Here is a 9,551-nt window from a genome sequence, read left to right as displayed (position 1 = left end):
TATTATACCATGATTTTGGGCGTTTGTATTGTGTGTATTTATCAGTTAGGGGAGTTTTTGTAAGAGAGCCCTTTCTGATTGCTAGAATGCTGTTTTTACGTTACAATAGCAGTATGATTACTAATGAATTTGATACAATTGCTGCTATCTCAACTCCTCTTGGTGAAGGGGCCATTGGGATTGTCAGAATTTCTGGAACAGATGCGCTAGCGATTGCGCAAAAAATATACCGTGGGAAAGACCTAAACCAAGTGGCTACGCACACCATTAACTACGGTCACATTGTCGACCCTGATAAGGATGAAGTTCTTGATGAAGTCATGGTGTCTGTCATGCTGGCGCCTAAAACCTTTACTTGCGAAGATGTGATTGAAATCAACACACACGGCGGGGTTGCGGTGACCAATGAAATTTTGCAATTGGTTTTGCGTCAAGGAGCTCGCTTAGCAGAGCCTGGGGAATTTACCAAGCGCGCCTTTTTGAATGGTCGTGTGGATTTGACCCAAGCCGAAGCCGTGATGGATATTATCCGTGCTAAGACCGACAAAGCCATGAATATTGCCGTCAAGCAGCTAGATGGCTCTTTGTCACAACTCATCAACGACACGCGCCAAGAAATCCTCAACACACTGGCTCAAGTCGAGGTCAATATTGATTACCCAGAATACGACGATGTAGAAGAAATGACCACCGCTTTGATTCGTGAAAAAACGCAAGAATTCCAAGCACTTTTGGAAAATTTATTGCGCACCGCTCGCCGTGGGAAAATCTTGCGTGAAGGCTTGTCAACAGCGATTATTGGTCGTCCAAATGTTGGAAAATCAAGCCTGCTGAACAATCTCTTGCGTGAAGATAAGGCCATTGTCACGGATATCGAAGGAACCACGCGTGATGTGATTGAAGAATACGTGAATATCAAGGGTGTTCCGCTGAAATTGGTAGATACTGCTGGTATTCGCGAAACGGATGATGTCGTGGAAAAAATTGGTGTTGAACGCTCTAAAAAGGCCCTTGAGGAAGCTGACTTGGTTCTGCTTGTCCTCAACAGTTCTGAACCTTTGACCGATCAAGACCGCGCTCTGCTAGAACTTAGCAAAAATAGCAACCGCATCATTTTGCTCAATAAAACAGACCTGCCTGAACAAATCGAGGCTGACCAATTGCCTGAGGATGTTATTCGCATCTCCGTTCTCACCAACCAAAATATCGACCTTATCGAAGACCGCATCAACCAACTCTTCTTCGATAACGCTGGTTTGGTTGAAAAAGATGCAACCTACTTGTCAAATGCTCGCCACATTTCATTGATTGAAAAGGCGGTGCAAAGTTTGCAAGCGGTCAATGAAGGGCTTGATCTAGGAATGCCTGTTGATTTGCTGCAAGTTGATTTGACACGTTGCTGGGAAATTCTCGGTGAAATCACTGGAGATGCTGCCCCAGATGAGTTAATCACCAAACTCTTTAGCCAATTCTGTCTTGGAAAATAAAAAGCAAAAAATCACTTTTCAGATTTCTTGCCAAGTGCTGCTACTACAGTAGCGGCTTTTTTAATTTCCAGTGCTTCAATGTTAGCAATTGCTCAGAAAAATAAGCTCTGGTCTGCTCAGGGGTGTAGGTGTCATTTGACATATGAGCGACCAAGAAATCAAGCAAATCATCCATCGTTTGATAAACAAACTGCCCATCCGTGTAACACCATTTGCAATAGTCCTCGTTGAAATGCTTATCCACTTCTCTACTAATCATATCGTCCTCATCCAGCGGCATGCCACAACACTGGCAAATAAGCTTTCTTGGACTTCCTAGCAATGTATTGATTGACACGTCAAAAGTAATGGAAATCTGTTTCAGGGTTTCGATATTTGGGGTTGAATCCCCATTTTCCCAACGTGAAACAGCTTGGCGGGTAACAAACAACTTATCAGCCATATCATCCTGCGTGAGATGGTGTTTCGTGCGAATTGCTTTTAAGATATCCTTTGTTTCCATCTTTTCTCCCTCCCTCTTTGGAACACCTTCATTATAGCATGGACTTGTTTGCGTTTTCAAACAATCGTCTGTTGCTTTTCTTGCACTAAAAAACTCGCCCGAACAGCGAGTTTTTGCCTTATTTCGAGAGAATTTCCTTGACACGCGCTTGCAAATCTGGAATCACATATTCCGCAAACCAAGGATTTTTAGCTTGCCAAATGTTATTGCGAGGCGATGGATGCACCAACGGAAAAAAGGTCGGCAAATAATCTTTGTAATGTTTGACCGTTTCAGTCAATCTGGCAGACGATTTTTGGTGCAAATAATAGCGCTGAGCGTAAGACCCCACCAAAATGTGCAATTCAATCTGCGGTGCTAGAGCGAGGGTTCGCTCGTGCCATTTTTGGGCAAAGCCCTTGCGAGGCGGCAAGTCCCTTGATTTCCCCGTACCAGGAAAATAATAATCCATCGGAACCACCGCAAAAAGCCCTGAATGGTAAAACATCTCTCGGTCAACCCCAAGCCACTTGCGCAAATTGTCCCCACTCGGGTCATTCCAATACAAGCCTGACTCTTGGGCACGAATACCTGGTGCCTGTCCGACAATATTGATGCGTGCAGTGCTTGGTACGGTAAATAAGGGCTTGATGCCTTTTTTGGTGTAGGCGATATTTTGCTCATCTGCCATAATATCTGCTACTAATTGGTCAATGGTATCCATCACATGCTCCTCAAAACAAAGAAGAGATATTCTTTTCAGAGTTCTCTCCCTTACTGTTTATTATTTGATTAATTCGTAAATAGCTTCTGCGTAAATAGCAGCTGCACGGTAAAGGTCTTCGACGTCCGCAAATTCATTGGCTTGGTGCATGGTATTCACATAACCTGGGAACATAGCGCCAAAGGCAACACCACGTTCAAGAAGACGTCCGAATGTTCCACCACCGATAACTTGTTCGTAACCTTTAAGGCCTGTTTGTTTTTCGTAAACAGAAAGAAGCGTTGCGACCAATGGGTCATCAGCTGGCACGTAGTGTGGGGTGTGTTCGTGGTCTGAAAGAGTCACGCATGTTACACCTTCCAAAGTTTCCAATTGTTCTTTGATAGCTTGTGGTGTCGTACCTTGTGGGTAACGGAAGTTAAGCGTGATTGTGTTGTCATCTGAATGACGGTCAAAGGTAAAGACACCAGCGTTCATGCTAAGGGCACCCATTTTAGCGTCTGTATAAGCCACACCCAGTTTTTTACCAGCAAAATCACGGTGTAAGACATTGGCAGTGACATTCAAGTAAGCTTTAGCTGCTCCAGCAAAGTCAAATTGGTTCAAGAAAGTTGCCAAGTAGGTTGCCCCGTTGATACCTGCTTCTGGTGTTGAACCGTGAGCTGATTTTCCGATAAGGGTCACGCGGTAAACATCACCGTCTTGTGTTAATTCTGCGGTTAAACCTTCAGCGCTTGTAAAGGCTGCCAATTTGTCTTGAAGGTCTGCTAGGCTGCTGTTAGCAGTGAAGGTTGCAGTGGCAGATTCTGGTACCATATTGTCACGAAGCCCTGCTTTAAAGCTAAGCAGTTGGAAAGCACCATCGTTTTCACCAGCAAAATGCAAGTACTCTGTGATATTTCCCTTTTCCCCATTAATAATTGGGAATTCTGCATCAGGTGAGAAGCCAAAGTCAGGGTCTTTCAAGCCATTGTGGGCAAAGTAATAATCCATGTCGCCCCAGCCTGATTCTTCATCTGTACCGACGATAAAGCGTACTTTTTTAGAAACTGGCAAGCCAAGTTCTTTGATGATTTTTAGGGCATAATAACAAGCCATAGTTGGGCCTTTGTCATCAGATGACCCACGCGCATACAAACGACCATCCTTGATAACAGGTTCGTAAGGGTCAGTATCCCAGCCACTACCTGCAGGCACAACGTCTAAGTGAGCAAAGATACCAAGGACTTCGTCACCTTCACCAAATTCAAAATCCCCTGCGTAGTTATCAATATTACGTATCTTGTAACCATCGCGCTCTGCCATTGCCAAGAAATGCTCCAAAGCTTTCACAGGTCCAGGTCCAAATGGGTGTTTGCTATCTGCTTGGCTATCATCACGTTCTGAATTGATGCGCAACAAGGCAAATAAGTCATCCATCATGGCGTCTTTGCGCTTGTCCACCTCTGCTCTAAAATCTACTGTCATTTTTCAAACTCCTTCTAAGATATGATTTTGCCTCCGTTTGAGAGCTATTGACGTATCATATCACACGCTTGTTTCACATAATCAGACGACTCATCGGCGTTCAATGAGGTCATCCACAGGCAAACGATAACTTGGTTCTAATGTTTCGTCGCTGTAACCAACCGTAATCAACAATTCAGGTTGGAAACGGTGGTCGATGTTTAGAATATCGTTGGTTACTGATTTATCAAATCCTAAAATCATATTGGAAGCCAAACCTTGGTCTGTTAAAGCCAATACAAAATTCATCGCCACGATACCAGCATTAAGAGCCAGATATTCTCCTTTGTGTTGGTCATCAAAAGCTGCAAATCGTGCTGGCAAGGTTTCCATGTAGTAGCTCAATTGGTCATTGCTTAATGATTTGACCCCGATACGTGCAATTTTACGCGAACGTTGCACCAAATCAGTATCCGTAAACAAGGCAACCACATATTGTGCTTCTTCCACTTGTTTTCGGTTTGGTCCAGGCATGCTTTGAGCGAGTTCTGCCTTTTTGTCCTTGACAACCACAAATTTCCAAGGTTGCAGGTTATTCGCACTTGGCGATAAGGTGGCGATTTCAATGGCTGTGCGTAAATCTTTGTAATCCACTAGTTTGTCATTGAAATGTTTGACTGCGTGACGCTTTTTGTTTAATTCTAGGAATTTCATAAGCTTCGCCCTCCTAAGATATTCTATGCCTCTTTATTTTAGCATTTTGTTAACAATTAAACAAAATTATTTTGCCAAAATCAAAAAACAACAACTAGAAAAATAATCTTAAAGAATAACAGTCAATAAAACAGGGTAATCTCCAAACTTTTGGTCAATTCTGAAAGAATATCTTTCATACAACTCCTTTCCAATCAAAAATAAAAGAACCTCGAAAGGTTCTTAAAAACTATTTAGCGTCTTTCATCTATTTTTGAGAATGTCATGACTAAAGCAAAAAAAGATGATAGCAACCTGTATTACTATAATGTCAACGGCTGGATATGCCCAGAAGTTGGGCTGCAAATTGTAGATCATTACAAGTTTTCCAAAGAATCCGAGTAAACCTGAAGCTTGAGATAAATTTGAAATATTAAGATGCTCCATGAAAACGTTAACTACCAAAAAACATTGCCACTTTAGTTACAAAAAACATAATCATAACCGCTATGGCAGATCTTATGTAGTTGAATACAAACGATACTAAATAAACTGGTGTTTGTACCAAAAGAACTAAGGCTCTCAGAAAGCCTCGTGATAAAAAGCCAACACCTTTTATCAAATAGCCAAAAAGATCGATTAAACGCTCCCCAGAGCTAGGTTTTAAGCTTTCTAGTCTAGCCTGTACTTCTTTCTGGTGTTCCCCATTTAACCCCATAATGAGACCACTTTGCATCGTCTAGTTCTTTAGCTGATGGTGGTCGTCCATTAGCAGCTTCAAACTCTTTCGCAAAAGCAACGTAATCAAATTCCTCAGTCATCCTTTTTCTCTCCTAACTCCTATTTCATATCCTACTGTTATACCATTTTCTAAGCTAAGGTGACATCCGTTTATCTTATTACAATTCTTTAGAATGATTATTAAAAACTACAGAGTATTCTGAAAAACAGTTAGTCGCTTAGATATACAAAAAGCATCCCAGAGAGATACTAATTGCAATTACTACAAAAACAAGCAGAAAAGCTCTGAGATGCAAAACTATCATAAATCGTAGGAAAATCGCTAGATAGTAGAAAATAATTTTTCCACCATCTCTAAGACCGTCTAACCATCGGCACAAACAAGACTGCGACCCAAGTTAGTAGATTGATAATGATAAGCGCATAGAACCATGTCCCAACTTGGTAAGTGACTTCTAACGTGTTTTTACCAATTCGTTGGGTAACTGTCGGTGTTCCAATACCAGACAAAAGGTAGTCCTTAGACGTTAATTTCTTGCCGTTTAAAACAAGCTGCGTATCTTGATACTTGGCAACTGGTAAACTAACCGTGCCGTCGTTGTCCGCATTCCAAGTCACTATCAAGGTGCTGCCGTCTTGTGATTTTTTGAAATCGTCCGTATGTTTGAGGACAAATTTCTCATACAAAACATACTTGTTGTCGGTATTTGACTTTTTAGATGGCAAGTAGTCTGGTGTTGATTTGGCAATCAAGTCCAGCAAATCATTCAAATTAGAACTGTAAAAGCTTGCTTGGACAGCTTTGGTGTTGCCAAGAACAAAGGTGTGTTTTTTGTTTTTAATAGGGTGTTTGGCTGTGTAATATTCAGTGATTTTTTCCTGCTGCAAATGCATAATTTGAGCAAAACTAACCACATTAACCAGCAATAAGCCAATCGTTACCCAGCGTGACCACTTGACATCAAAATACCTCTCAAGAATTAAAGCCACCGCTAATAACAAGAGTACCGTTGCTGGAATGAAAAAGCGGAAAGGAAATTGAATGAGGTTGACCAAGGATAGGTTCAATTTGTTGATGGAATACCAAGGGAAAATGCTGCTGGATAGCACCAAAAATAGGAAAAATGACCCTACCACCAAACGCAAGAGCGTATCAAAATGACGCCAATGTTTGAAAGTGAAATAGAGCTGGTACAAGACCATGAGCAGCAAAGGAATCGGTGTTATCAACCACTGAATGCTACGCTGATTGACCGTCATGATATACAGTTTTGAATTGATAAAAGGCTCAACCAGATTGTTGGCACGTCCGACATTTGCCAGCACCACCCAAACATTTGCCGTTAAAACAAGGGCTAGGGCGACAGCCTTGATGCCATTCCACAAGATGTTTTTCTTGTCCGTGGATTTGACAAAACCATAGAGGTAAAAAGGCAGGTAGGCCAAAATGAGCAAGAAAGCACTCAGCATATGAATCTGCACCATAACAGACACCGCCACTGCTAAACGAACAGGCGCAATTTTCTTCGTTTGAATAAAATCAATGGCAGGAATCAAGCACCAAGGCATGACGGCTGCTCCCCAGCTTGAAAATCCTTGACGGAAAGTCCAGTACTGAATGGAAAACGTAGTCATGTAAAAGACCGCTATGGCTAGGGAAATCTTAGGCTTAACGCCTGCTCGCTTGGTAAGAGCATTCATGGAAAAGCCAGCGATAATGCCCATGAGAAAGCGTGACACCAGCTGATACGTGTACCAATTTCGGCTGATGAGCACTAAAAGCCCTTGAAAATAGGCAAAATACGGACCATATAAGGCGTTAACAATGCGGCCCGAACTGTAAAAGCCAAATAGCGAAATAAAGTAGCTGAAATTGCCCGTCTTTATCTGCATGGCCGTTTCGTAAAAACGGTTGTAATGAAAAAGAAAATCACTGCCAGCAATGACTCCTTTTGTTAATACTTGAGGAAGAATCAATACAAAGGCGGCTACCACGGTGATAAGGCCGGATAGCCAAACCTCTTTTTCTCGGAAACGAGAAAGCCTCTCTCTTACATTCTGAAACATGATCATCTCCTTAAAAAAATCCTTATCCATGTTAGAATAGTTTAGGCGATAACACAATCTAAAAACACCATTAAGCCTCTGTTTCTTCTTGAAGGCGTTCCTTGACTGCGAGCGCTACGTTTTGCGGAATGCCACACTTCCTGATAGCCTCCACATCTGCTTTTTGAATATTGGCAAGACTCTTGAAGTGTTTCATGAGCAATTGCTTGCGCTTTGGTCCCAAACCTGCAATGCCATCCAACTTAGATGAGAAGGAATTTTTACTGCGCACTTGACGGTGAAAGGTAATGGCAAAGCGGTGCACCTCGTCTTGAATACGTTGCAAAAGGAAAAATTCTTCTGAGTTGCGTGGGAGAGGAACCACCTCCAAGGGATTACCAAATAGCAATTCATGGGTTTGGTGTTTGTCATTTTTTTGCAAACCTGCGATGGGAATAGACAAGCCAAGTTGCTTTTCAATGACATCACGCGCCACATTGACCTGACCTTGTCCCCCATCAATGATAATCAAATCAGGCGGTGTTTGCCCTTCTGTCATCATGCGGTGGTAACGGCGGTAAAGCACTTCGCGCATACTGGCATAATCATCAGGCCCCACAACCGTCTTGATTTTGAATTTGCGGTAATCTTTCTTGCTTGGCTTACCGTTAATAAAGACCACCATGGCAGACACTGGGCTCGTTCCTTGAATATTGGAATTATCAAAAGCCTCGATGCGAACAGGTTTTGGAATATGCAACAAGTTTCCAATATTTTCAATAGCACCGTAGGTCTTTTTCATGTCTTTTTCAAGCAAATCAAATTTTTGTTGCAGGCTGACACGGGCATTTTTTGTCGCTAAATTGACCAAATGCTTTTTCTCACCTCGTTGCGGTTTGACGATTTTAGCATCTACCACAGCCTTAACCAAGTCCTCGTCAATGTCATTGGGAATGAAGATTTCTTTGGGTACAAAGTGCTTCTTGTCACGGTAAAATTGCCCCACATAAGTCAAGAAATCTTCCTCAGGCTCGTCATAATAAGGAAACATATTGACATCCCGCTGAATGAGTTTGCCTTGACGAACAAAGAAAACTTGGACGCACATCCACCCTTTATCGACATAATACCCAAAAATATCACGGTCCATCATGTCTTGGTTCATCACCCGTTGTTTAGTGCGCAAGGTCGAGATGGCCTGCAACAAGTCACGGTATTCTGCCGCACGCTCAAAAGCCATTTCATCTGAAGCTGCTTGCATTTTTGCCTTGAGTTCGTTGACAATTTTATCGTCTTGACCATTAAGAAAATGCTTGACGTCTTGCGCCATATCAACAAAATACTGGTGATCCACATGGCAAATCGTGTGGGCGTTGCATTGCCCTAAATGGTAGTAAAAACAAACTTTATTGGCTGGATTGGTGCATTTTTTAAAGGGGAAAATGCGGTCCAAAAGCCGTTTGATTTCATTTGCCGCCCCCGAGTCAGGATAGGGGCCAAAATACATGGCACCGTCTTTTTTGATTTGACGCGTAATGAGCAATCGTGGGTATTGCTCGTTGACCGTAATCTTGATAAAAGGGTAAGACTTATCATCTTTTAGCCGAATGTTGTACTTGGGTTGGTTTTCTTGGATGAGATTGATTTCAAGCAATAGGGCTTCAGTATTTGACCCTGTCACAATATACTCAAAATCCGCAATCTCAGACACCAATAATTCCGTCTTGGTATCGTGGCTACCGTGGAAATAACTCCGAACACGGTTTTTCAGATTTTTAGCCTTTCCCACATAAATAATCTTGCCATGCTTGTCTTTGTGGATATAGCATCCTGGACTATCTGGCAATAATTGTAATTTGTGTTTAATCAGTTCGTTCATACCCTTTATTATAACAAATTCAGGACTCATAGGATAACATAAGCTCACAAAAGC

8 protein-coding genes are annotated in these 9,551 nt (G+C 42.1%); 1 reads left to right on the top strand and 7 read right to left on the bottom strand.

What is annotated here, in order from left to right:
* The first annotated feature begins 113 nt into the window (after positions 1–113).
* Positions 114–1,487: a tRNA uridine-5-carboxymethylaminomethyl(34) synthesis GTPase MnmE gene (gene mnmE / locus B3473_RS06560; RefSeq protein ID WP_154455056.1), complete on the top strand. Its 1,374-nt coding sequence runs from the start codon at positions 114–116 to the stop codon at positions 1,485–1,487.
* A 43-nt stretch (positions 1,488–1,530) separates the two neighbouring features.
* On the opposite strand, the gene B3473_RS06555 is transcribed toward mnmE, so the two are convergent.
* The 7 genes from B3473_RS06555 to uvrC all read right to left on the bottom strand — a co-directional run bounded on the left by B3473_RS06555 (position 1,531) and on the right by uvrC (position 9,497).
* Positions 1,531–1,989 carry a zinc ribbon domain-containing protein gene (locus B3473_RS06555; RefSeq protein WP_293678002.1) on the bottom strand — a complete coding sequence of 153 codons (459 nt, stop codon included), beginning with the start codon at positions 1,987–1,989 and terminating at the stop codon, positions 1,531–1,533.
* Between the two features lie 118 nt (positions 1,990–2,107).
* Entirely contained in the window at positions 2,108–2,692 is a 585-nt protein-coding gene (locus B3473_RS06550) for a uracil-DNA glycosylase family protein (protein ID WP_154455055.1), read from the bottom strand.
* A 60-nt stretch (positions 2,693–2,752) separates the two neighbouring features.
* Positions 2,753–4,159: a dipeptidase PepV gene (pepV, locus tag B3473_RS06545; RefSeq protein ID WP_154455054.1), complete on the bottom strand. Its 1,407-nt coding sequence runs from the start codon at positions 4,157–4,159 to the stop codon at positions 2,753–2,755.
* A 90-nt stretch (positions 4,160–4,249) separates the two neighbouring features.
* The gene (locus B3473_RS06540) at positions 4,250–4,852 is read right to left on the bottom strand and encodes a nitroreductase family protein (protein WP_168260892.1); all 603 of its coding nucleotides are present in this window, start codon (positions 4,850–4,852) and stop codon (positions 4,250–4,252) included.
* 656 nt (positions 4,853–5,508) lie between these two features.
* Positions 5,509–5,652: a hypothetical protein gene (locus B3473_RS06535; RefSeq protein WP_235281065.1), complete on the bottom strand. Its 144-nt coding sequence runs from the start codon at positions 5,650–5,652 to the stop codon at positions 5,509–5,511.
* A gap of 274 nt (positions 5,653–5,926) precedes the next feature.
* Complete coding sequence (locus tag B3473_RS06530) at positions 5,927–7,639, bottom strand: hypothetical protein (RefSeq protein ID WP_293677998.1); 1,713 nt, start codon at positions 7,637–7,639, stop codon at positions 5,927–5,929.
* Positions 7,640–7,709: 70 nt separating this feature from the next.
* Positions 7,710–9,497 carry an excinuclease ABC subunit UvrC gene (uvrC, locus tag B3473_RS06525; protein ID WP_269725792.1) on the bottom strand — a complete coding sequence of 596 codons (1,788 nt, stop codon included), beginning with the start codon at positions 9,495–9,497 and terminating at the stop codon, positions 7,710–7,712.
* Positions 9,498–9,551 lie beyond the last annotated feature (54 nt).

The sequence above is a fragment of the Streptococcus sp. UBA632 genome (genome assembly GCF_002300045.1).
Lineage (GTDB): Bacteria > Bacillota > Bacilli > Lactobacillales > Streptococcaceae > Streptococcus > Streptococcus alactolyticus.
This window is presented reverse-complemented; position numbering and strand designations above follow the sequence as displayed.